We start from the raw sequence: 22,166 nt of genomic DNA on the forward strand, positions 1-22,166 counted from the left end.
CGCGCGCCACGTGGCGTGCGGCGCACGGCAGGCGGCATGCGGCCTGCCGCACGCCACACGCCGCACGCCGCAGGGCTCAGCTGGACCAGCTCGTGCCGGTCAGGTGCTCGTACGCCTCGATGTACTTGGCGCGGGTGGCGTCTACGACCTGCTGGGGCAGGACGGGCGGCGGCTGCTCGCTCTTGCGGTCCCAGCCGGACTCGGGGGAGGTCAGCCAGTCGCGGACGAACTGCTTGTCGTAGGACGGCTGGGCGTGGCCCGGTTCCCACTGGGCGGCCGGCCAGAAGCGGGAGGAGTCCGGGGTCAGCACCTCGTCGGCGAGGACGAGCGTGTCGTCGTCGAAGCCGAACTCGAACTTGGTGTCCGCGAGGATGATGCCGCGGTCGCGGGCGATGTCGCGGGCGCGGCTGTAGACGGCGAGGGTCGCCTGGCGCAGCTGGGCCGCGGTGTCGGCGCCGACCTGGCGGGCGACTTCCTCGTAGGAGACGTTCTCGTCGTGCTCGCCGACCTCGGCCTTGGTGGCGGGGGTGAAGATCGGGGCGGGGAGTTCCGAGCCGTCGACGAGGCCCTCGGGCAGGGCCAGGCCGCAGACGGTGCGGGAGTCGTTGTACTCGACCAGCCCGGAGCCGGTGAGGTAGCCGCGGGCGACGCACTCGACCGGGACCATCCGCAGGGACTTGCAGACGAGGGTGCGGCCCTCCCAGCCGGCGGGGGCGCCCGGCGGGAGTTCGGTGCCGAGGACGTGGTTGGGGGCCAGGTCGGCGAGCTGGTCGAACCACCAGAGCGACAGTTGGGTGAGCACCCGGCCCTTGTCCGGGATCTCGGTCGGGAGTACCCAGTCGTAGGCGGACATGCGGTCGCTGGCGACCATCACGAGGTCGCCCGCCTCGTTCTGGTACAGGTCGCGCACCTTGCCGGTGTGCAGATGCACCAGACCCGGGACCTCGACGGGCTCGGGCTTTTCGACGAATCCGGACACGGTTCCTCCCCGTGGTTCTGTCCAATTGGCTCGATTCTCCCGTATGCGGGGACCGGCTCGGGCCACGGGGTGGCGAGGTGGGGCGGGTGGGGCGTCCGCGGTGGACGGGTGCGGGGTGACCGTTCAGTCGCGTTTGCAGATGCGGTCGAGGAGGTTGGCCGTGGCACGCTGGATACGGGGGTCGACGTGGCCCGGGCGGTCCAGGGCCGGGGACCATGCGAACGTCCCGGATGCGAAGACCAGCGCACCGGAAGGCGCGCGGTACAGGGAGGTCTCCTGGTGCCGGGAGATGCCGTCGCTGTCGGTGTAGGGGGAGTGGGCCAGGAGGATGCGGTCCTGGTGGTCGGGCAGTGGGGTGCGCGGGAAGTAACGGTCCGCCTCGCCGGCGACGAGCCCGTCGATCCCGTCGCCCTCCAGGGCTCCGGTCGCCTCCCACAGCCAGTGCTCGGCGTTGCGGACGATCAGCGGATGGGGCTCCGGGACCCGTCCCGCGTACTGGATGCCGATGAGCTGCTGCTCCGGACGGTCGATCTCGCGCCACAGGGCCGGCTTCCCCGGGCCTTTGCGTTTGCGGCAGGTGAGCAGGCGGTCGGGGACGCCGGACGGTGCCGGGCCCAGCTCCACCTGCCAGTACATGGTGTTGGCGGAGAGGAAGACGAGGGAGGTGCCGTGGTCGCGGGCGCGTTCGGCGGCGCGGCGCATCGGCGTCGACCAGTACTCGTCGTGGCCGGGGAAGACGAGGCCCCGGTAGCGGGTGGGGTCGACGCGGCCGGCGTGCAGGTCGCGGGCGTCGGCGTAGGCGAGGTCGTAGCCGTAACGTTCGGCCCAGCGGATGAAGTCGTAGGCGTGACCGACGTGCAGGGGCAGGCCCGCGCCGGCGTACGGACGGTCGAAGGAGACCGTGGTCGCGGCGTCGGCCTCGCCGAGGAGCCGGCCCTCGTCGTCCCACGCGTGATAGAGGCTCGCGCCCGTGCGGCCGTCCTCCGGGTAGAGGTTGTACGCCTGCCAGGTGACGTCGGGCAGCAGGAGCAGCAGGTCGGCGGGGTGCTCGTCGCGGACCGTGAAGGGGACGTGGGAGCGGTAGCCGTCGGCGGTGGTGAGGACGGCGACGTACGCGCCGATGTTCCAGTAGCTGGGGATCTGGAGCCGCCACGACAGCCACCAGTGGTGGCAGGAGACCGTGCGGTCGGCGGTGAGCGGGGGCGGCTGGACGATGCCGGAGAGGCGGGGGCTGGTGCTGACCTTGCTGGCGCCGTCTCCGCCGTAGTGGCCGATCCGGTAGACGTCGATGCTGAACTCCTGCGGCGGATCGACGGTGATGTGGAAGTCGATCGCCTGGCCGGGGACGGCCGAGCCGGTGGAGGCGAAACCTTTGATCTGGCGGTGGACGTCGTCCGCGGAACGGGGGCCTCCGGCGCGCGGGCGCGGGACGGCGCGGAAGGTTTTTCCTGAAGGGGCGTCGGTGCCGGTCCCTCGTGAACGGGCGCCGCTGCCGGGCCCTCCTGAACCGGCGTCGCTGCCGGGCCCTCCTGAACCGGCGTCGCTGCCGGGCCCTCCTGAACCGGCGTCGCTGCCGGGCCTTCCTGAACCGGCGTCGCTGCCGGGTCGGGTGTCCGGTCCGGAGCGAGTGCCCGATGCGGGGCGAGCGCTGTCTCCGGGACGCGCGCTTCCTCCGGGACGCGCGCTTTCCCCGTTTCGGGTGCCCTCTCCGGAGCGGGATGCGGGGTCCCGCAAGGCCGGTGCGGTGCTGCCGCCGGGGCCGTACCGGCCGTGTGTGCCGTGGCGGTCGTAGTGATCGACACAGTCGATGTACCAGGGGACGACCTGGCCCGTGTCGTCGAAATACTGCTCGTCACCGCGGAGCCACGGGAGAGGGCCCTGTCCGAAAGGGTCCGTCACAGCGTGCGCCAGTGCTCCCGACTCCCAGCGGCGGATCTGCTCCGACGCCATGCGTACTCCCCTCCCAACGCCCCCGTCACCGCTTGCAAGCCCTTGCTGTGTACGCGATCGGTCTCAGCACATCACATGCAGCACGCAGTCCGTCACCGTTCGTCGCTATTTGACGAAGTCCGGAACAACGGAGCCGTCCGCTCGTTAACGGGCGATGCGTGTCCGCATATCGGAGTCACACCAGGCGGACCGGTTTCTCGGGGCGGGCGCCCGTCCGGAGGAGCCAGTCGCGCAGGGGACCCGGGTCGCCGTCCTCTATGAGGGAGAGGACGCGGGGGCCGAGGTCGGCGGCACGCTCGCCGTCCACGAGGAGGGACGGGCCGTCGAGCCAGTCGAGGCCGGGCAGCGCGCCCGCCGTGTCCATCGCGGCGCAGCACACCATCGCCGTCACATGATCGGCGAGCAACTCCCGTCCCGTACGCGGTGGTTGCAGTGGGAAGAGCGGCAGCGTTCCGTCCTCCCAGAGCGCGCTGTCGGGGCCCGACTGCTCCGTGCCCGCGGTCGGTACGGGGCCCGCGGCCGCCTCCTCGCGAGCCACTTCCGCGCTGAGCGCGGCGGCCAGCGCGGCGGTCCGCTCGTTCCCTACGGGGTCCTCGTCGTCGGCGTCATCGTCGGCGTCGGCGTCATTGGTGGCGGCGGCGTCATTGGTGGCGGCGGCATCGTTGGTGGCGGTGGCGGTGGCGGTGCCGGGGATGGGGCTGGGGCTGGTACCGGTGTCGCCCTCGATGGACGTCATGGGGGCGTAGGTGTTCGGCTGGTCGCCCGAGGCGGAAGCCGAGGCCGCGGGGGCGGGGGAAGCGGCGGCCGAGGTGCCGTCGTGGTCGGCGCCCGTCGCGTCCTCCGGCGGGTCGTCGCCGCTCGTGAGGGTCGTCAAGTGGTCCATCACCCGGGCGAGGGTCGGCTCCGAGCCGGGGGCGGTCCGGCCGGCGGACGGGCGGACGCCCTGGGCGTCGAGGACACGGTGGAGACGGGCCGCGTCGGTACGCCATTTGCGGTCGACGACCTCCTCCGGGTACTCCTGCCAGTTCACCGGGGCCCAGTCGGGGCCGCGCTCGGCGGGGCCGCCGTGGAAGAGGCGGGCGGCGAGCAGGGAAGCCGCCTCGTCTATCGTGCCGGGCTCTTCGAGCAGGTCACAGGCGGGGCGCTCGCCCAGCCGGGACGCGAACCCCTCGGCCAGCCGGTCCCGCCGGGAGAGCTCGGTGAGGGCGGCGACCACGCCCGCGTCGAGGCGGGACGGCCAGCGGCCCATCCGCCAGGCGGGCAGAGCGACCCGGGTCAGCAACCGGTCCCATCCCGCGTACGCCAGCCCGACCTGTTCCTGGGCGACGATGCGCAGGCCGTAGTCCACAGTCTGTGCACGCTCGGCGGCGGCCGCCGCCACACCGCGCTCCATCTCCACCGCGTGACCGCGGCAACTGCGCAGCAGCAGGCGGGCCACCCAGCCGATGCCTCCCAACGCCGTACGGACCAGGGGGCCGCGCGTCGGCGCGGTGGTCACGGCCACGGCCGCGTCCAGTCCCCGTACGAAACGGCGGGCCGCCGCTATGTCCGGGTGGGCCGAGGGGCCCGTGCCCGCGACTACCGGGGCGAGGACCGCACGCAGCTCGCCGACCCGCATCCACCACAGGAACGGCGATCCGATGACGAGGACGGGCGCGGCGGGACCGTGACCAGGACCGGGGCCGGGACCGGGGCCGGGGCGTGGCGTCTGCCGCTCCCCGCCTCTGGCCAGCAGACCTCGTAGCCCTCGTAGCCCTCGTAGCCCTCGCAGGCCGCGCAGGCCGCGCGGGCCGCGCGGACCTCGTAGCCTTCGCAGGGCGCTCAGGCCGGATGTCCCGCCGTCCCGCTGTCGGCCCTCCGGGTCGGGCGGGCCCTGTCCGTCGTCGGTGAGGGTGCCGTCGTCGGGCTGGGGCTGGTCGTGGGCCCGGTGCGTACGGTCCTCGAGCCAGCTGTCGCAGTCCGGGGTGAGGGCTATCGCGGAGGGGGCGGGCACGTCGAGGCGGTCGGCCAGGTCACGCACCATGCGGTACAGATCCGGTGCCGAGTCCTCGCTGACCGGGACCGTGGGGCTCATGGCCGGGCGGGCGCGGGCGACCACCAGCGCGATGGCAGCGGCCGCGAGGAGTACGACCCCGGCGAGGGCCGTCACGACCCAGCGGGTGATGCCCCAGCCGCCGCCGTCGACATGGCCGGTGGAACCGCCGACGAGCAGCACGACCGCCACGGCCGCGGGCAGCAGGGCGACGGCCAGCGCCCTGCTGCGGATGCGCAGCACGGCAAGAGCCCGGGAGCGCGCCGCTTGCGCGCCCACCTCCACACCCATACCGGTCACGACCGGACGTCACCCCCTACCGTGTCGCCCGGCGCACGCCCTGACAGTCACTGTCACAGCCGGCGCCGGGGATTTCCCTGGCGTTGCTCATCTCCCCACTGTGGCACCCGCCACCGACATCGCAATGCCGGTGGGCCAAGTGCCGGAACGCTTGCGCCGCACCCTAGTTGGGGCCCTCGCCCCCGTCATCAGGTTGGCGCATCGGTCACTCGATGGAATGGCTTTGGGGAAAGGTGCGGACACTGGGCAAGGATCAGGCCCCGGATTTCGTTCGAAATCCGGGGCCTGACGGGAGAACGCAACGGGCACGGAGGGTGATGATTGGCGACTTTCGATTACTTTCAGTGACGCGCGAAGTCTGCGTCCGTGCCGGTGATTTCGGGGCTACGCCTCCGCCGCCGCCTTGGCCGCGATGTCCGTGCGGTACTGGGAGCCGTCGAGGCCGATGCGGGAGACCGCACGGTAGGCGCGGTCGCGGGCCTGCGTCAGACCGTCGCCGACCGCGGTGACGGAGAGGACCCGGCCGCCAGCGCTGACCACGGTGTCGCCGTCCCGCTTCGTACCGGCGTGCAGGACGTACGCGTCGGGCGCGTCCTGGGCCGCCACCTCGTCGAGGCCGGTGATCGGGTCGCCGGTACGGGGGGTGCCGGGGTAGTTGTGCGAGGCCACGACCACCGTGACGGCGGCTTCGTCGCTCCAGCGCAGGGGCGGGAGGTGGGCGAGGTTGCCGGTGGACGCGGCCATCAGCAGCCCCGCGAGCGGGGTCTTGAGACGGGCCAGGACCACCTGGGTCTCCGGGTCGCCGAAACGGGCGTTGAACTCGATCACCCGCACGCCCCGGCTGGTGATCGCCAGACCTGCGTAGAGCAGACCGGCGAACGGGGTGCCGCGGCGGCGCATCTCGTCCACGGTCGGCTGGAGGACGGTCTCCATGACCTCGTCCACCAGCTTCGGTTCCGCCCACGGCAGGGGCGAGTACGCGCCCATGCCGCCGGTGTTCGGGCCCTGGTCGCCGTCGAGCGCGCGCTTGAAGTCCTGGGCGGGCTGCAACGGGACGACGGTCTCGCCGTCGGTGACCGCGAAGAGCGACACCTCGGGGCCGTCCAGGAACTCCTCCACGACCACCCGGTCGCAGGCGCTCGCGTGCGCCTTCGCGGCCTCGAGGTCGCTGGTCACGACGACACCCTTGCCCGCGGCCAGACCGTCGTCCTTCACGACGTACGGGGCTCCGAAGGCGTCGAGCGCCTGCTCGGCCTCGGCGGGCGTCGTACACACGTACGAGCGCGCGGTCGGGACGCTGGCCGCCGCCATCACGTCCTTCGCGAACGCCTTGGAGCCTTCGAGCTGTGCGGCCTCCTTGGAGGGACCGAAGCAGGGGATGCCGGCTTCGCGTACTGCGTCGGCGACTCCCGCGACGAGCGGGGCCTCGGGCCCCACGATCACCAGCTCGGCGCCGAGCTGCCTGGCCAGTACGGCCACGGCGGCGCCGTCGAGTGCGTCGACCGGGTGCAGCTCGGCGACCTCCGCGATACCGGCGTTGCCGGGGGCACAGTGGAGGGCGGTGACGTCGGGGTCGAGGGACAGGGAGTGGCACAGGGCGTGTTCGCGGGCGCCGCTACCGATGACGAGGACCTTCACGGGGCCAGCCTAGCCGCCGGTGGCGGGTGCCCTTGTAGGGGCTTCCGAGGCGTGGGACGCACGGGGTTGGTGGCTTCCTCCAAGGGGGTGGAGGCTCGTGTCCTGTCCGGGGCTGTCTCCGGGGCTGCGACCCTCACCTACTGGTTGCTGCTCATCTACTCGTTCGTGAACTCCTCGACCACCGTCGCTCCGAGTTCGCGCACGATCAGGTCGTGGCCCGAGAGGGCGGACTCGTCGAGGTCGGGGTCGTCGTCCTCCGGGATGTCGTCCTCGGGGGCGACCGGGTGCGGTTCCGGAGCCGTCGGCGGGGCGGGGGCCGGTGCGGGTGCGGCCTGGGCCGGTGCCGCGGCGGGCGGGGACGCCGCGGGCGACGGCTGTTGCGTCGGTGCGAGGCGGGGGGCGGCGGGCGCACCGCCGTAACCGGCACCGGCACCGCCGCCGTAGCCACCACCACCACCACCGCCGCCGCCGTAGCCACCACCACCACCGCCGCCGCCGTAACCGGCACCGCCGCCGAAGCCGGGGTTACCGCCCGGCGCGGGCGCCGAACCGCCCGAGGGGTCGACGATCGCCTCGATCTTCCACTGCACGTTGAACTGCTCGGCCAGCGCCTGCCGCAGTACGTCCTCGCTGCCGCTGCTCGCGAAGTTGTCCCGGGCGCCCGCGTTGACGAAGCCGATCTGGAGAGTCGTGCCGTCGAAACCGGCGACCTGCGCGTTCTGGCTGAGCAGGATCCAGGTGAAACGACGACGGTTCTTCACCGCCTCCAGGATGTTCGGCCACAGCATGCGGGGGTCCGGCCCGTCCGCCGGGGGAGCGAAGACCGGCGCCGGCGCGGAGGGCGCCGGGGCGGGGGCGGCCTGCTGAGGCGCGGCCGGGGGCGTCGGGCCGGCCGGGGTGGCCGGGCCGGTCGGGGCGGCCGGAGTGTGGCCGCCGCCCGCGGGTGCCGCCGTCGGCCAGCCGCCGGGCCTGCGACCGCTGCCCGCGGCCGTCGCGGTGGGCCAGGCGCCGGGGGCGGAGGCGGGAGCAGCCGGGGCGGGAGGTGCGGACGGCTGCGCGGGAGCCGGGGCGGCGGCGGGCGTACCGGGGGCAGCCCCGGCACCCGGACCGGACCCGCCCGCCCCGGCACCGGCGGGCGCCTGTGTCTGCGTCTGCGTCTGCGTCTGCGGCGTCACCGGAGCGGAAGCGCCGAAGGGCGCACCCTGACCGCCCGCACCACCCGCACCACTCATGCCACCTGGACCGCCAGGGCCACCAGGGCTACCAGGGCTACCAGGGCCACTCACGCTGCCCGTAGCACCCGTACCGACTCCACCACCCGTAGCACCCGTACCACCCGCGCCTCCCGTGGACCGTACGGCGGCCCGGGCTGCGGCGAGGCCGCCGCCCGGCGGGACGGGCTCCGCACCGGCGCCCGGCGTACCGGCGCCCGGCACGCCCCCGACGGGAGCGCCGCCGACGGCGCCTCCGTGCGCGTCGCCGGCGGGCATGTACCCCATGGCGGGGGCGCCGGCGCCGGCCGTGAAGCTCACGCCGCGCTCGATCCGGTCGAGCCGGGCCATCAGGGAACGCTCGTCCCCGTAGGCGGCGGGCAGCAGTACGCGCGCGCAAATGAGCTCGAGCTGGAGGCGCGGCGAAGTGGCGCCGCGCATCTCCGTCAGTCCCTCGTTGACGAGGTCGGCGGCGCGGCTCAGCTCGGCCGCGCCGAAGACCCCGGCCTGGGCCTGCATGCGCTCCACGACGTCGACGGGGGCGTCGATGAGCCCCTTCTCCGCCGCGTCGGGGACGGCCGCCAGGATCACGAGGTCGCGCAGCCGCTCGAGCAGGTCGGCGACGAAGCGCCGCGGGTCGTTGCCGCCCTCGATGACGCGGTCGACGACCTCGAAGGCCGCCGCGCCGTCCCCGGAGGCGAAGGCCTCGACGACGGAATCCAGCAGCGAGCCGTCGGTGTAACCGAGGAGCGAGGTCGCCATGGCGTACGTCACACCGGGGTCCCCCGCCCCGGCGAGCAACTGGTCCATGACGGACATGGAGTCACGCACGGAACCGGCGCCGGCCCGGACGACCAGCGGGAGCACGCCGTCCTCCACGGGGATGCCCTCGCGCCCGCAGACGTCGCCCAGGTACTCCCGCAGCGTCCCGGGCGGGACGAGCCGGAAGGGATAGTGATGTGTCCTCGACCGGATCGTCCCGATGACCTTCTCGGGCTCGGTCGTGGCGAAGATGAACTTGAGGTGCTCCGGCGGCTCCTCGACGACCTTCAGCAGGGCGTTGAAACCGGCCGACGTGACCATGTGGGCCTCGTCGATGATGTAGATCTTGTAGCGGCTGCTCGCGGGGCCGAAGAACGCCTTTTCGCGCAGGTCACGGGCGTCGTCCACGCCACCGTGCGAAGCGGCGTCGATCTCGATGACGTCGATCGAGCCCGGTCCGTTCCTGGCCAGGTCCTGGCAGGACTGGCACTCGCCGCACGGCGTCGGGGTGGGGCCCTGCTCGCAGTTCAGGCAGCGGGCCAGGATGCGGGCGCTGGTCGTCTTGCCGCATCCGCGCGGACCGCTGAACAGGTACGCGTGATTGACCCGGTTGTTCCGCAGCGCCTGCTGCAGCGGGTCGGTGACATGCTCCTGCCCGATGACCTCGGCGAACGACTCCGGGCGATAGCGGCGGTACAGCGCGAGAGACGACACGCATACGAGGTTATAGGCGCCCACTGACAACCAGGACCGCCCGGAAGCCGACCCCCCATGGGCCCCGCCCGCCCAACTCGGGCCCGCCCGGCCCCGACCACCCGGAACCCGGCACTGCGCACTCCTGGAACACCCCGGCCCTCTGTGAGACAGGTCTCCCGGGAGGCCCGCGACGAAGCCCCTGGGACCCGCCCGGCGACCGCCCCGCGCCGCCGCACCCGGAAGCGCAGCGACTCCCGCACTCGCGCGGGCTCCCGCACTCGCGCGGGCTCCCGCACACACGCGGGCTCCCACGCGCGCGGGTCCCGCACACACGGCGACTCCCGCACACGCAAGCGCCCCCCACGCACCCGCCAGAGCCGACCTACCCTTGCTGCCTTCCGGCCCTGGGGGAGTTCAGTCAGATAGCGCCACGTGAGGGGCTGCGCCAAGGGTACCTGATCGGAGCGGCAGGAACGAGTTCGCGAGCACTCCTCAACGTCTTGTATTGTTTGCCGCGGAGGATTCGCCTAGAGGCCTAGGGCGCACGCTTGGAAAGCGTGTTGGGGGCAACCCCTCACGAGTTCGAATCTCGTATCCTCCGCGCTCGCCTGAACAGGCGAAACGAGAACCCCGGACCGCTCAGCGGGCCGGGGTTCTCGGCATGCCCCTGGTCTCAGTTCTGGTCTCACTTATTTTCGACATAAGGCACTTTTCGCCGCCTCGCTCTGTCGCTGACGGGTCGGCCGACAAGGCAACGCCTTCGCTCACCAGCGGCTTCCTGCGCCGCAGGACGCGGGTGTCGCCGCCATGCGCCATTCTGGAGCGCGTGCAGGACCGGTTCCGGTTCGAAGAGCAACGGCGTCGTCTTGGTGAGGTGCCCCATCGGTAAGCCCAGTGGATCAACTCTGGCCTCGTGGCTGGGTGGTCTGGAAGTCGGTCGACTTGAGCGAGTCCTGGCGACTCGCCCGGACGCCGTGTCCCCACCGGAGCCACGATCGGTCGGCGAACTCGCCGACCGCCTTCAGCGCCCGGCGTCGGTGGCACCGGCGCTGGCGGAGCTCGCGCTGCCACAGCTGCAGGTGGCTGAGGCGCTGGCGGCATTGGGACCCGTTCCACGTGCCGCTTTGGCCGCCCTGCTGGACGTGACCGAAGCGGAGACCGATCGCGGGCTGGACGCGGCCCTGGAGACACTGGCCGATCACGCGCTCGTCTGGCCGGACGGCCAAGGGCTGCTCCACATGGCTGCGCCGTTGCGGCACGCGTGGCATTCGCCGCTGGGGCTGGACGCGCCGCTCGCCCGGCTACTGGCGGACACAACCTCCGAGGAACTGCGGCGCATGCTGGTGGCCTTGGACATCCCAGCTCCCGGCACCACCAAGAAAGATCGGCTGGCCACTCTGCTGGAACACCACAGTGATCCGGAGCGGGTGGCCGCGGTGGTCGCTTCGGCGCCTGTGGCCACTCGGAAACTGCTTGAGCGGCGAGCCCGTCACCAGGGTGAACAGGGGCAGGAACAGACGGATTTCCTCATGCTCGGGGCCCCACGGGCCGACTCCGAATCGGGTGCGCGGTGGGCGCTGGAGCGAGGACTGCTGGTCCAGGTCCGGTACTCCGGGTACGAGCCCGCGCGAATGCCGGCCGAGGTGACGCTCGCGCTGCGCGGGGCCGACTGGCACGCCCCGTTCAAGCCGTGCCCACCCATCGTGCAGACGGTGTCCGTCAGCGAGGCGGAGGTGGATCGGGAGGCGGCGGCAGCCGCCACGGCGTTCACCGCCCACGCCACCTCGGTTCTGGCGGCGTGCGCCGCTTCTCCACCGGCTCGTCTGAAGTCCGGCGGGGTCGGGACGCGTGAGCTGTCCCGGATCGGCAAGGCCACACAGTGCGACGACATCGTTGTACGCCTCGTCCTGGAGACGGCGTACGAAGGCGGGCTGCTGGCCCGGGACGGTGACCGGGTCGCGGCGACGGAAGGCTACGACGCCTGGGCGGAGCGGGAACCGGCGGAGCAGCTCACCGAGCTTCTCCAGGCGTGGCGGACGCTGCCGCTGACCGCGACCCAGGCCCGCGACGAGGCAGGGAAGGCGCTGTCCGCACTCGCCGGAACACCACCCTGTGGCGGCTGTGTGCAAGCCCGGGACGGACTGCTCACCGCCGCAGCAGGGCTCCCGACAGACCAGGGAGTGCAGAGCCCTGGAGAACTGGGGCCACTCGTCGCGTGGCACCGCCCGCTCGCCGATCAACTCCCCCAGGACGCCACGCCCTTCGCCTCCGTGGCCCGCGAAGCAGAACTACTCGGTGCAATTGCCCGCGGCTCCCTGTCCCGCATCGGTGCCGCCTTGCAGGCCGATGACGGCAAAGCACTGGCCGCGGCCAGTCGGCGGCTGCTGCCGACGGCCACCAGCACGGCCCGGTTCGGCGCGGACCTCACCGCCGTCGTCACGGGCACACCGTCAGCCCGCCTGGCCGCCCTGCTGGACGCCGTCGCAGAGCGGGAAACCGTCGGCACAGCGTCCGTGTGGCGGTTCAGCCCGAGCACCATCCGCTGCGCCCTGGACACCGGCCGTACACCTGACGCCATCACCGCCGACCTGACCGACGTCGCCATCGGCGCCCTCCCCCAGCCGCTGTCATATCTGATCCACGACACCGCGCGCGCTCACGGCCGTGTGCGCATCACCCCCGCGGCCTGCGTGATCCACAGCGAGGAACCTGCCTTCCTCGTCGAACTCGCCGCCCACCGCAAGCTCGCCGAACTCGGTCTGCGCCGACTGGCCCCGACCGTGTTGGTCTGCCGGACTCCGCTCGACAAGACCCTCGCCGCGCTCCGGGCCGCCGGCTACGCCCCCGTCGCCGAGAAGGCCGACGGAACCGTACGCGTCGAGAGGACCCGGCACCGACGTGCCTCCGCCCCGGCTCCGACCTTCCTCCCGGGCCAACGACGGCGGTCCGTGCCGACGAAGACCCCAGTGGACGTCGACCTGGGTGTCCTGGCCGCCAGGCTGCGGGACGCGCCTCCGACGCTTCCGGATCCCGACCGTTCGGCACCGGGGTCCCCTATGGCACGGACACCGAGGAGATCGTCGCCGGACACGCGAAGAATCTGACGTACAGCGCTGTCCGCCAGCTCGCCGACGCCGTCGACGCGGGCACGGCCATCACGGTCGAGTACGTCGCTGCCTCGGGCAACCGGACGGTACGTACCCTCAGCGAGCTCGATCTCGACCCACCCCGTCTGTATGCCTGGTGCCATCTGCGCGAGGACGAACGGGTCTTCACTCTCTCCCGCATCCTCGCCGTCATGCCCGCGTAGCCTCGGCATGGCCCACCGTGCACGGATCATTGTTCGACGAGCCGCCACTACGATCGCCGGTCATGGACTGGGTCGAGCGCACCGCGCAGCTGAGGCAGTGGACGAGGAGTGGGGCGCGTGCTCCGCACAAGCCGTTGCTGTTCTTGTACGCGCTCAGCCGATTTCAGCAGGACGCCGACGGCGAGATGCGGTTCAGCGCGGTGGAGCAGGACCTGCGGCGGCTGCTCGCCGAATACGGGCCCGGCAACCGGACGACGCCCGCTTATCCCTTCCATCACCTGGTGAGTGACGGGGTGTGGGAGGTGCGCACCGAGCGCGGGACGGGCAGCCCCGGGACCGGGGTCAGGGAGCTGCGGGCGACCGGGGCCACCGGGCGTCTGGCGCCGGAGCTGCGGGCGGCGCTGCGGCGGGAGCCGTCCCTCCTCGGCAGGGTGACTCGGGTGCTGCTCGATCTGAACTTCCCGTCCTCCCTCCACGGCGAGCTGTGCGAAGCTGTCGGCCTGGAGCTGGAGGAGGCCGAGACCGGACGGCTCTCGGCCTCGCGCAGGCAGCGGGACCGGCGGATGCGGGAGATGGTCCTGACGGCGTACGAGTACCAGTGCGCCTTCTGCGGGTACGACGGCAGGATCGGTGCGGTGCCGGTCGGGCTGGAGGCCGCCCATGTGCGCTGGTGGGCGTTCGACGGACCGGACGACATAGACAACGGGCTGTGCCTGTGCTCGCTGCACCACAAGCTCTTCGACAAGGGCGTTCTCGGGATCGGCGAGGGCCACCGCATTCTGGTCTCGCAGAGCTTCGTCGGCCGCAGTGCCGTCGCCCGCGAGCACGTCATCACGCTCGCCGGCCGTCCGGTCATAGGTCCCCAGCCGGGCATCCACCCCATCGCCGCCGCCCACCGCTCGTGGCACACCAGCCAGGTTTTCCACGGCAGCCCACGCCCCGCCGTGACCGTCTGATCGCCGGTCCGGGGGACCATATGAACGCACTGGTAAGCAGCGCGATACCTAGAGTATGGTCTCTTGTATGGCGACGAAGAAGGTGACGGTGACGATTCCCGAGGATCTCCTGGACGAGATCCGCGCCGAGGCGGCGGAGCGAGGGCTGTCGGCGTACGTCGCCGAGGCACTGCGCTTCAAGCGCGACCGGGACCGGCTGCGGGAACTGGCCGACTGGCTGCAGGAGGAACACGGCCCGCTCACCGAAGAAGAGCGCATCGCAGCGTTCGAGGAACTGGAGGAGCTCGACGCCGAGCACGAGCGCCGTCGCGCCGCCGGAACGCACGGCGCGGGAGAGGCCGCGTGAAGAAGCGGGCCGGTCAGCCGGGGCAGCGCCCGCTGCGCGTCTTCGTACTCGACTGCGAAGCCTTGTCCCTGGCCGTGCGCGGCGAACGGAAAATGATCGCATGGCTTGACCTCGCGGCCGAAGGTGAAGCCGAGGTGGTGACATCTCCGATGACGCTGATCGAGGCGTACGACGGCAGAACCACCGAGCAACGCTGGGACTGGGTGCTCTCGCGACTCAGAGTCGCCGACATCGGAAAGGACGAGGCCCGCCAGGCCCGCCGTTTGCTGGCAGATGCCAAGCTGCATGGCCACAAGTACGCGATCGACGCGGTGCTCGCCGTCATCGCGCGCCAGCAAAAGGGGCAGGTCACCATCTTCACCTCGGACGTGGACGACCTGGAGAAGCTGGTTCCGGAGTCGATCGTCGTCAAGAAGGTGTGACCCGGCACTCTGGTCTCAGTTCTGGTCTCGTTCACCCCGTCCAGAACCGTTCATCCGCCGTCCGACTCTCGGCTCCGCCCCAGGTCAGAACGCCCCGTCCCTCCTTGAACCCCCGGACGAACATTTGGAAAGCGTGTTGGGGGCAACCCCTCACGAGTTCGAATCTCGTATCCTCCGCCGGATCAGAGGGCCGGACCGCACCAGCGGTCCGGCCCTCTGGCGTTGCCGGTCCTAGCCGCCGAGGCCGAACGGCAGCTCTCGGTGGTCGTCGCCGAAAGAACGCCGTATGGCGTTGACCAGGCGGACCTGGGCCGCGGCGGGTGCCTGGCGGGCCGCTTCGAACTCCTCCGGGCTGAGCGGGTCGCGGAGCGGGGTGCGGTCTCCTCGTTCCACCTGGTCCAGGAAGGTGTCGATGGCCCGGCCGAAGTTCTCGATCTCCGTGGCGACCTCCGCCGGGGCGACCAGGCTCACCCGGAGCAGGGCCGCGCTCCACTCGCCCCAGTCGTAGTCCCAGCCCCGTCTGTCACCGTGCGCTCGCCTGAGTTCCATCGTGAACTTGGCGTAATGGGTGAACACTTCCTGGTAGGCGGCCAGTTGCTGGTCGCGGTTCCACTGCTGGTCCTGGGCGCGGCGGGTGACGGCGCCGCCGACCAGCACACCCACGGTGGCGAGCAGCGCACCGGCCGCCGTCGTCACCAGACTCTCCAGCACCGCGCCCCCTGTGCAGCGAGTTGTGTTCCGAGGCTCCTGGCCCCTGATGCTACTGATCGCCGGAGGGGCGTCGTCTGTGGTTTTCCTGCCTCTGGGTCAGCGGTTCTCGTGGTGTCGTGGTCGGTGGCCGTTACCGTGTGGGCGCGCGTTCGTCGGGTGGGTGGGGTGCCGATACGAGTGAGGGGCCGGGGCGTGACGGGTTTGCGGGGGTGGTGGGAGCGGGGGCGGGCCCTGGGGGTTGCCAGGCCGGTGGTGATCGATATCGGGATCGCGCTGCTCGTCGAGGCGGCGATGACGATGCCGTTCGTGGTGCCGCGCGGGCCCGAGCTCGAGCCGGCGACCTGGCCGGCGTACGGGCTGACGTCGCTCACCGTGGTCCCGCTGGTCTGGCGGCGGCGCGCGCCGGTCACCGTGCTGCTCGCGATCCTGGCGACCAGCGCGCTGTACAAGCTGGCCGTGGAGGGGCCCGGGCAGCCGCTGCCGTACACCGGGCTCGTCATCGTCTACACAATCGCCGCGCAGTCGCCGCCGCGCGCGCGGCTGGCCACCGTGCTGCTCATGACGGTCGCCGTGCCGGGATCGGTGTGGATCAACTCGCGGACGGCACGCGAGCTGACCTTCTCCCTGTTCGTGTTCGCGGCGGCCTACGTCTTCGGGCGGCTGACCGATGCCCGGCAGCGGGCGCACCGGATGGAGGCCGAGCGGGCCGCCGCCCGCGAACGGGCCCGTATCGCACGCGAGATGCACGACATCCTCTCGCACGCCGTGAGCCTGATGATCGTGCAGGCCGAGGCCGGTCCCGTAGCCGTGCGGACGGCTCCGGAGCGGGCCGAGGCCGCCTTCGACGTGATCTCCGAGACCGGCCGGGACGCCATGGCACAGCTCCGCCGGATGCTCGGAGTGCTGCGCGAGGACGGGGAAGGGCAGGAAGGTCCCTCGGCGCGTGCGCCGCAGCCCGGGCTCGCCGAGCTGCCCGAGCTTCTCGACCGGGTGCGGGCCGGCGGGCTCGATGTCGTGTACGGGACGGACGGAGCCGTGCGATCCCTGCCGGAGGCGACCGCGGCCACCGTCTTCCGGATCGTCCAGGAGTCGCTGACGAACACCGTCAGACACGCCGCCGCCCGGACGGCAGCGGTACAACTCACCTACGGTGACGACCACTTGGAGGTTCGAGTCACGGATGACGGGCGCGGGGTCCTCGTCGGGGCCGGTGGGCACGGGCTCGTCGGTGTGCGGGAGCGGGCCGCGGCGCACGGTGGTACCGCGGTCGCCGGTCCCGGCCCGGACGGCCGGGGCTTCGAGGTCAGGGCGCGGATCCCGCTGGCCGGCACGAGGTCCGTAACCGCCAGGACGCGGGTGGCACGATGACGATCCGTGTGGTGGTCGCCGACGACCAGGAGCTGGTGCGCAGCGGCTTCGCGATGATCCTCGACGCCCAGCCGGACATCGAGGTGGTCGCGGAGGCCGGAGACGGGGCCGAGGCGGTCGAGGCGGTGCGGCGGTACGCGCCCGATGTGGCGCTCCTCGACATCCGGATGCCCCGCCTGGACGGCATCGGGGCCTGCCGTGCGATCAGCGCGGAGACCTCCTGCCGCACGGTGATGCTGACCACCTTCGACTCCGACGAGTACGTGTACGAGGCACTGCACGCGGGCGCGAGCGGTTTCCTGCTGAAGGACGTCCGCCGGGACGATCTGGTGCACGCGGTCCGGGTCGTCACGCGGGGCGACTCGCTGCTCGCGCCGTCCGTCGCCCGGCGCCTGGTGGAGCAGTACACCCGGCCCGCCGCCGCCCGGCCCGCCGTCACCCGGCCCCGGCGGCCCGATCCGCGCCTGGACACGCTGACCGGACGGGAGCGGGAGACGCTGCTGCTGCTCGCACGGGGCCTGTCGAACGCCGAGATCGCCGCGGAGCTGGTCGTCAGCGACCACACGGTCAAGACCCACGTCGGCAACGTGCTCGCCAAGCTGGGGCTGCGGGACCGGATCCAGGCCGTCATCCGCGCCTACGAGACGGGACTGATCACGGCCGGGGATCCCCCGCCCGGGGGAGCGTACGGGCCCGGTCCCTCCCCCGCGCCGGTGAGGGACTGACCCGAACCGGCTGTCGTAACACCGCTCGCGCGGGCGATCCGCGAAGACCTGCCGGTCAGCAGGATGTGAGCCGAGCCGTCGGAACACGCAACACGGAACACGGAACACAGACGGCCGACACTCCCTCATCTCACCTCCCACATCCCACCTCTCACATCCCACATCTCAGGAGCTGCCCATGCCGGCCACACGCACGCTCATGACGGCGATGACGCCGACGGCGACCATGACCACGACCGTGAAAGGCACCGTCCGCGGGCTGCTCGTCGCGGCGGTCGTCATGGGCGTCGCCGCGGGGCCCGCGACCCTGCCGGCCGCCGCCTCCGCCCCTGCCGCATCCGCATCCGCGCCCGTGGGCTCCCTCGACCCCGACACCGCCGCCGCGCTGGCGGGCGCCGTCTCGGGGCTGCCCTCGGCGGAGGCGACGGCCGCGCTGGTGCGGGTCGGCGGGACCGGGGGCGGTTGGCGGGGCAGTGCGGGCGTGCACGATCTGGCGAGCGGCCGGGCGGCCGACCCGGACGGCCGGTTCCGCGCCGGTTCCGTGACCAAGGTCTTCACCGCGGCGGTCGCCCTGCAACTGGCCTCCGAGGGCGGACTCGACCTGGACCGGACCGCTCGCTCGTACCTGCCGGAGCTGATCCCGGCGGCGTACGGGGAGGTCACCGTCCGGCAGTTGCTCAACCACACGCACGGCATACCGGCGCCCGAGTTCCCCGGGACCACGGTCGAGGAGAAGTACGCGAACCGCTTCCATGTCCACGACCCCGAGGACATGGTCCGCTCGGCGGTGGCGCAGCCGCGCGAGTTCGCGCCGGGCACGCAGCAGCACTACCTGAACATCGGCTACACGATCGCCGGGCTGCTGATCGAGCGCGTCACCGGTGACTCGTACGAGCACCAGGTCGCCCGCCGGATCCTCGTACCGCTGGGGCTGCGCGACACCTATCTTCCGGGGGCGGACCCGCGCATCGCGGGACCGCACAATCACGGCTACCAGACGATGCTGCTGGACGACGGGACGACCGGGCTGCGCGACGTGACCGTGTGGGGCCCCACGGACGGCTGGGCGGCCGGTGACCTCATCTCCACCACGGCGGACCTCGAACGGTTCACGAAGGCCCTGTTCCGGGGCCGGGTGGTGCGCGGGCCGCTGCTCGAGGAGATGTTCACGCTGCCGAAGGTGAAGACCTTCCTGACCGACGAGGACGCCGCGTACTCCGTCGGGCTGTCGATAAAGAAGCTGGGCGGCCGCGAGGTGTGGGGCAAGTCGGGCAGCCGGTGGGGCTACAACACGGCCATCGCCGCCACCCGCGACGGCTCGCGGACCCTCGTCTACAGCGTCAACTCCACGGACGCCAAGGGCCAGGACATGAACAAGGTGGCGCTGAACGTGATGGTGGCGGCTTTCGGCGAGCCGTAAGCCCGACGGGCGACTTTCGGCGAGACGTGAGCCCGACAGGCGGCTTTCGGCGAGACGTGAGCCCGGCGGTGGGACCGGGGTGCTCGTCCGTGGGGCCGGCCGGGTAGACGCCGCCGCATGAGCCGGATATTGGTGGGCGCGTGTTCGTGGACGGACCGGGCGCTGGTGGGCAGCGGGTGGTACCCGCCGGGGCGGCGGGACGCCGAGGGGAGACTGCGGTACTACGCCGAGCGGTTCGGTGTGGTGGAGGTGGACTCCACGTACTACGGGCTGCCCAGCGAGCGGAACAGTGTGCTGTGGAGCGAGCGGACCCCTGACGGCTTCCTGTTCGACGTGAAGGCGTTCTCGCTGCTCACGGGGCACCCGACGCGCGAGAACGCGCTGCCCGCGGAGCTCCGGGGGCGGTACGGACGGGGGACTCCCGAGGGCGGGCTGCTGGACGAGGTGTGGGGGCGGTTCGCCGCCGCGCTCGGGCCGCTGCGGCAGGCCGGGCGGCTGGGGACGGTGCTGTTCCAGTTCCCGCCGTGGTTCGCGCCCGGGGCACGGGCCGAGCGGTTCATCGGGGAGTGCGCGGAGCGTACGGCGGGGTGGCCCGTAGCCGTGGAGTTCCGGCATCCCGGGTGGTGGCGGGAGGAGCGCCGGGACGGCACCGCCGGGCTGCTGGCGGAGTGGGGGATGTCGGCGGTCGCGGTCGACATGGCGCAGACGCTGGACACCTCCGTCCCGCCCGTCACCCCGGTGACCGGCGAACCGGCGGTGATCCGCTTCCACGGGCGGAACGAGGCGTGGGGGACCGGCACCAAGGAGGAGCGGTTCCGCCACCAGTACACCGAGGACGAGCTGGCCGAGTGGGCGCCCCGGATCCTGCGGATGGCCCGGCGGGCCGAACAGGTCCACGTCCTGTTCAACAACTGCTGCGGCGACGCGGCCGTCCGCGCGGCCGAGACCATGCGGCGGACGCTGGACCGGGAGCGGGACCGAGACCGGGAGTGAGGGCGGGAGCGAGGGCGAGGGCGAGGGCGGGAGCGGGAGCGAGGGCGGAAGCGAGGGCGAGGGCGGAAGCGGGAGCGAGGGCGGAAGCGGGAGCGAGGGCGGAAGCGAGGGCGAGGGCGGGAGCGGGAGCGAGGGCGGAAGCGGGAGCGGGAGCGAGGGCGGAAGCGAGGGCGAGGGCGGAAGCGGGAGCGAGGGCGGGAGCGGGAGCGAGGGCGGAAGCGGGAGCGAGGGCGGAAGCGGGAGCGAGGGCGGAAGCGGGAGCGAGGGCGGAAGCGGGAGCGAGGGCGGAAGCGGGAGCGAGCACGGTAACGGGACCGGCAGCCGGGCTGGCCGCCGGGCTGGCCGCCGGGCTGGCAGCCGGGCTGGCAGCCGGACCGGCCACCGGGCTGGCCGCCGGGCCGAGCACGGTAGCGGGAGGTCCCGTGCCGTCCGCCGCCCGTGCGGCTATCCGATCCGTACCGTCCGTTCCACCGTGACCTGGTCGATGTCGGTCGTGCGGACGGTGATCCTCATCGTCCAGCTGCCCGACAGCGGCAGGTTGACGGCGTCCGTGCCCCAGTAACCGCCCTTGTCGGTGAGGTTCGCGTCGATCGGGCCGATGTCCTGCGCGGCCAGCGTGAAGCTGAGGCGGAGCTCGGGCACGGTGGCCAGGCCCCCGTCGGCGCCGAAGACGACGGCCTGGACCGTGTTGTCGCCGACCCGCCCCGGCGCCAGGTCGATCTGCACCTTGCCACGTCCGCCCGACGTGCCCATGTCGAACGGGACGGTGCTGGTGGTGTCGGTCGGCCGGCCCGCCACCGCGGCCTCGGAGGCGGCCGCCGTCTCCGCCTCGGCCCGGCCCGGCTGGGTGCCGGTGAGCACGGTGGTGATCACCAGCACCACGACCCCGATCACGACCTCAGCCAGGACCGACCGCCGCAGGGCACGCCGGTACACCGGCCCGTCCCCCGCCGGTACCTCGGCAGGTACGGCGTCCGGGGCGTCCGTACGTACGGTGTCGGAGGCGGCGTCCTCGGGAGGGGCGGGCGCTCCCACCGGCTGGGGGACCTGGGGGACCCGGGCGGTGGCGGCGGCCGGCCGGTCCGCCGCGGTCAGCAGCCGCGCCGCCCAGCGCCGCGAGTACGCCGCCGCCGTCAGCACCAGCACGACCGCCATGAGCTTGCCGGTCAGGATCCTGCCGTACGAGGTGGTGGCGAGGGCGTCGAGGGAGCCTAGGCCGCGCCAGGACTGGTAGACGCCGGTGGCGACCAGGACGGTCACCGCGGCGAAGGCCAGCCGGGAGAACCGGCCCACCGTCCGCCGGAGCGGTGCCTGCCGGAGCAGGTCGTCGGGGATCCGGTGGAGCGCCGTGAGCAGCGCCGCGAGCCCGCCGAGCCAGACCGCCATCGCCAGCAGGTGCAGCACGGCCGACGTCATGGCCACCGGGACCTGGATCCCGGCCGAGGCGTGTTCGGCGGCGGCCCAGGTCCCGGCGAGCCCGACGGCGAGCAGCCCGCCTGAGACGACGACACCCTTGGGGGCCGCGGCGACGACCACTCCCCCGTGACCGGGCCCCGGGCCCGGGTCCTCGGGCTCCCGGGCGAGCAGGCCGCCGGGCCCGCGTACGGGGAGCAGGGCCGCGGCGGCGAGCAGGGCGAGGCGGGCGAGCAGGGCGGTCCCCGGCCGGCCGGTCAGCGTGGCGGCGAGGGCCGAGGGGTCGAAGACCGACGTCAGACCGCTGCCGCGTTCGTAGGGGGCGCGGAGCAGCAGCAGCGCGACGGTGGCCAGGACCAGGGCCCACCAGCCGGTCACGAGCAGCCGGCGCACCCCGCCGCAGCCGGTGACCACGCCGAACGTGGCCGCCCCGACGAGCAGGGCGACGGCGGTGTACGCGACGTAGCGGGCGGCGTCGTAGAGCGTGCCGGCGACCGTGCCCCCGGTGGCCTCGGCCGGCAGGACGGCGCTGGTGTCCGAGGGTCTGCCGACGGAGAAGGTGAAGGCGCCGGAGATGGGGTGGCTGTCCGCCGAGACGACCCGCCAGGCCACGGTGAACGTACCGGTGCCGAGGTCGCGGGGCAGGGTGACGCGGGCCGTGGCGGAACGGCCGCCGGCGTGACCGGCATCCCCGGTGCGCACGCGCCGGTTGCCGGGGTCGAGCACCCGGAAGGAGTCGTCGAGGAGCCCGACGGACTCGGTGAAGGTCAGGGTGATGTGGCGGGGGGCCGACTTGAGGACGGTTCCGTCGCGGGGGTCGCTTCCGGTGAGGACGGCGTGCGCGGACGCGGGGCCCGCGCCACCGAGGAGGAACAGGACCAGCACGGCACATAGCAGCACCACGCCGTGAAGGGTCCGCCGTCGCCGGTTACGG

At 72.7% G+C, this 22,166-nt stretch carries 15 protein-coding genes, 1 tRNA gene and 1 other RNA gene; 9 read left to right on the forward strand and 8 right to left on the reverse strand.

Going from position 1 to position 22,166, the window contains the following annotated elements; translation table 11 throughout:
• Positions 1-76: 76 nt before the first annotated feature.
• The 6 genes from ACFV6E_RS20755 to ffs form a co-directional block, all read right to left on the reverse strand.
• Positions 77-979 carry a phosphoribosylaminoimidazolesuccinocarboxamide synthase gene (locus ACFV6E_RS20755; RefSeq protein WP_385463385.1) on the reverse strand — a complete coding sequence of 301 codons (903 nt, stop codon included), beginning with the start codon at positions 977-979 and terminating at the stop codon, positions 77-79.
• A gap of 123 nt (positions 980-1,102) precedes the next feature.
• Entirely contained in the window at positions 1,103-2,929 is a 1,827-nt protein-coding gene (locus ACFV6E_RS20760) for a N,N-dimethylformamidase beta subunit family domain-containing protein (protein ID WP_385161256.1), read from the reverse strand.
• A 175-nt stretch (positions 2,930-3,104) separates the two neighbouring features.
• Positions 3,105-5,252: a hypothetical protein gene (locus tag ACFV6E_RS20765; RefSeq protein WP_385463458.1), complete on the reverse strand. Its 2,148-nt coding sequence runs from the start codon at positions 5,250-5,252 to the stop codon at positions 3,105-3,107.
• 393 nt (positions 5,253-5,645) lie between these two features.
• The gene (gene purD, locus ACFV6E_RS20770) at positions 5,646-6,899 is read right to left on the reverse strand and encodes a phosphoribosylamine--glycine ligase (RefSeq protein WP_385161258.1); all 1,254 of its coding nucleotides are present in this window, start codon (positions 6,897-6,899) and stop codon (positions 5,646-5,648) included.
• 155 nt (positions 6,900-7,054) lie between these two features.
• Entirely contained in the window at positions 7,055-9,586 is a 2,532-nt protein-coding gene (locus ACFV6E_RS20775) for a DNA polymerase III subunit gamma and tau (protein WP_385463388.1), read from the reverse strand.
• A gap of 328 nt (positions 9,587-9,914) precedes the next feature.
• Positions 9,915-10,013, reverse strand: an RNA gene (gene ffs, locus ACFV6E_RS20780) — signal recognition particle sRNA small type.
• 71 nt (positions 10,014-10,084) lie between these two features.
• Here ffs and ACFV6E_RS20785 point away from each other — a divergent pair.
• The 5 genes from ACFV6E_RS20785 to ACFV6E_RS20805 all read left to right on the forward strand — a co-directional run bounded on the left by ACFV6E_RS20785 (position 10,085) and on the right by ACFV6E_RS20805 (position 14,602).
• Positions 10,085-10,169, forward strand: a tRNA-Ser gene (locus ACFV6E_RS20785).
• Positions 10,170-10,710: 541 nt separating this feature from the next.
• Positions 10,711-12,672, forward strand: a complete 1,962-nt coding sequence (locus tag ACFV6E_RS20790; protein WP_385463391.1) for a helicase-associated domain-containing protein — start codon at positions 10,711-10,713, stop codon at positions 12,670-12,672.
• Between the two features lie 268 nt (positions 12,673-12,940).
• Positions 12,941-13,834: a phosphorothioated DNA-binding restriction endonuclease gene (locus tag ACFV6E_RS20795; RefSeq protein ID WP_385161264.1), complete on the forward strand. Its 894-nt coding sequence runs from the start codon at positions 12,941-12,943 to the stop codon at positions 13,832-13,834.
• Between the two features lie 67 nt (positions 13,835-13,901).
• Positions 13,902-14,180, forward strand: coding sequence for a CopG family transcriptional regulator (locus tag ACFV6E_RS20800; RefSeq protein ID WP_385161266.1), 279 nt, complete (start codon positions 13,902-13,904; stop codon positions 14,178-14,180).
• Positions 14,177-14,602 (forward strand): PIN domain-containing protein, encoded by a 426-nt coding sequence (locus ACFV6E_RS20805; protein ID WP_385161268.1) that lies wholly within the window; start codon positions 14,177-14,179, stop codon positions 14,600-14,602. The genes ACFV6E_RS20800 and ACFV6E_RS20805 overlap by 4 nt, the downstream gene beginning before the upstream one ends.
• Positions 14,603-14,833: 231 nt before the next feature.
• On the opposite strand, the gene ACFV6E_RS20810 is transcribed toward ACFV6E_RS20805, so the two are convergent.
• Entirely contained in the window at positions 14,834-15,313 is a 480-nt protein-coding gene (locus ACFV6E_RS20810) for a hypothetical protein (RefSeq protein WP_385463394.1), read from the reverse strand.
• Between the two features lie 291 nt (positions 15,314-15,604).
• On the opposite strand from ACFV6E_RS20810, the gene ACFV6E_RS20815 reads away from it, so the two are divergent.
• The 4 genes from ACFV6E_RS20815 to ACFV6E_RS20830 all read left to right on the forward strand — a co-directional run bounded on the left by ACFV6E_RS20815 (position 15,605) and on the right by ACFV6E_RS20830 (position 19,819).
• A complete protein-coding gene (locus ACFV6E_RS20815; protein WP_385463461.1) occupies positions 15,605-16,681 on the forward strand; it encodes a sensor histidine kinase in 1,077 nt (358 codons plus the stop codon).
• Complete coding sequence (locus tag ACFV6E_RS20820) at positions 16,678-17,406, forward strand: response regulator (protein ID WP_385463397.1); 729 nt, start codon at positions 16,678-16,680, stop codon at positions 17,404-17,406. Before ACFV6E_RS20815 ends, ACFV6E_RS20820 begins: the two co-directional genes overlap by 4 nt.
• Before the next feature lie 226 nt (positions 17,407-17,632).
• Entirely contained in the window at positions 17,633-18,826 is a 1,194-nt protein-coding gene (locus ACFV6E_RS20825) for a serine hydrolase domain-containing protein (RefSeq protein ID WP_385463464.1), read from the forward strand.
• A gap of 117 nt (positions 18,827-18,943) precedes the next feature.
• A complete protein-coding gene (locus tag ACFV6E_RS20830) occupies positions 18,944-19,819 on the forward strand; it encodes a DUF72 domain-containing protein (RefSeq protein ID WP_385463400.1) in 876 nt (291 codons plus the stop codon).
• A gap of 444 nt (positions 19,820-20,263) precedes the next feature.
• On the opposite strand, the gene ACFV6E_RS20835 is transcribed toward ACFV6E_RS20830, so the two are convergent.
• On the reverse strand, positions 20,264-22,132 hold the full coding sequence (locus ACFV6E_RS20835) for a copper resistance CopC/CopD family protein (protein ID WP_385463467.1): 1,869 nt from the start codon (positions 22,130-22,132) through the stop codon (positions 20,264-20,266).
• Between the last annotated feature and the right edge of the window lie 34 nt (positions 22,133-22,166).

The organism is Streptomyces sp. NPDC059785 (assembly GCF_042732375.1).
Classification (GTDB): Bacteria; Actinomycetota; Actinomycetes; order Streptomycetales; family Streptomycetaceae; genus Streptomyces.

Bases quoted from the DNA above. Each gene is read 5' to 3' on its own strand.
- ACFV6E_RS20800 (WP_385161266.1), top strand. From the start codon at position 13,902: ATGGCGACGAAGAAGGTGACGGTGACGATTCCCGAGGATCTCCTGGAC.
- ACFV6E_RS20815 (WP_385463461.1), top strand. From the start codon at position 15,605: ATGACGATGCCGTTCGTGGTGCCGCGCGGGCCCGAGCTCGAGCCGGCG.
- ACFV6E_RS20825 (WP_385463464.1), top strand. From the start codon at position 17,633: ATGACCACGACCGTGAAAGGCACCGTCCGCGGGCTGCTCGTCGCGGCG.
- ACFV6E_RS20765 (WP_385463458.1), bottom strand. From the start codon at position 5,252: ATGGGTGTGGAGGTGGGCGCGCAAGCGGCGCGCTCCCGGGCTCTTGCC.
- ACFV6E_RS20760 (WP_385161256.1), bottom strand. From the start codon at position 2,929: ATGGCGTCGGAGCAGATCCGCCGCTGGGAGTCGGGAGCACTGGCGCAC.
- ACFV6E_RS20830 (WP_385463400.1), top strand. From the start codon at position 18,944: ATGAGCCGGATATTGGTGGGCGCGTGTTCGTGGACGGACCGGGCGCTG.
- ACFV6E_RS20795 (WP_385161264.1), top strand. From the start codon at position 12,941: ATGGACTGGGTCGAGCGCACCGCGCAGCTGAGGCAGTGGACGAGGAGT.
- ACFV6E_RS20820 (WP_385463397.1), top strand. From the start codon at position 16,678: ATGACGATCCGTGTGGTGGTCGCCGACGACCAGGAGCTGGTGCGCAGC.